This is a genomic window from Brasilonema octagenarum UFV-OR1 (genome assembly GCF_963888615.1).
Taxonomy (GTDB): Bacteria; Cyanobacteriota; Cyanobacteriia; order Cyanobacteriales; family Nostocaceae; genus Brasilonema; species Brasilonema sennae.
On record NZ_CAWPKW010000017.1, the window covers coordinates 1 to 946 of the forward strand.

Genomic DNA, 946 nt, shown 5'->3' on the forward strand with positions numbered 1-946 from the left:
TACCTGTGAGGAATTCGGGGTAGATGGGAGATTGGGGGATGAGGTTAAGGACGAGACTGTGAGGCATATTTAATTTTGGATTTTAGTGTTATTGGATTTTAGGGTGAGTATTACCCACCCTGCACGATTTAACCCTTAAACCGATACTGCATTTTGGCTGGAAGTCTTAGTTTTTCAGACTTGTTTGGATTTTCAAACTCGTAATATTGTCCTTGGCGAATGCTGACATTTTGAATCAGACTGACAGGAGGCATATTAACTACGTCGTAGCTAACGACTTGATGGGTAAACATCACATCAAGGGGATTCAATGGGTAGGGGAAAGTGAAGTTACCAGTTTTTAATTCTAATTTGGTTACTTCTTGAGTCTGTACTTCTGCTTTACTCATCCACTTACCCAAGCGAATCCATTTTGGTAGTCTGAGTTGCTTTTGAGAAATCACAAAAAACTCAAACTGACTTTCTGGTGCAATCTCTTTTGCTCTACCAAAACTAGGAATGTTTTTTTGAGTTTTCTCCATTTCAACATGGTAGTTGTTATTAGCATACTTCCAGGTATTGAGAATGGTATTATGGTTAATTGAATGCGCTGGAGTGATGTAAATGCTCTGGTAATTGAGCGGTGTTAGATGCTCCTCATATTTGGGAACTTGTTCAGGACAAAAGTAACGATAGGAATGTTCTTCTGCAACAGTTGTAGAGTAGATTTCACTATCTACTAATCCCAATGCATAGCAAAGTGCGTAATTGTGAATGACTAGCTCTGTTTCGTAGAGTCTTCCTATCTCACGAGTTGCGTAATATAAGCTGTCGTGGAGTTCTAGCTGACAGTGGTAAATAATTGTCATCTTGCTTACTCCGCAACTGCACCAGCTTTTTTCTGACTCTTAGAATCTTTTTTACTTTCTTTCTTGGCTGGTTTCACAACCCATGTTTGAGCATATGC

At 39.3% G+C, this 946-nt stretch carries 2 protein-coding genes; both read right to left on the bottom strand.

Annotated elements, in window-relative coordinates:
- Positions 1-67 (bottom strand): hypothetical protein (locus AC5590_RS00895; RefSeq protein WP_248277455.1); only part of this gene is annotated, 67 nt, incomplete at its 3' end.
- Positions 68-128: 61 nt separating this feature from the next.
- On the bottom strand, positions 129-848 hold the full coding sequence (cas5d, locus tag AC5590_RS00900) for a type I-D CRISPR-associated protein Cas5/Csc1 (protein WP_169269022.1): 720 nt from the start codon (positions 846-848) through the stop codon (positions 129-131).
- Between the last annotated feature and the right edge of the window lie 98 nt (positions 849-946).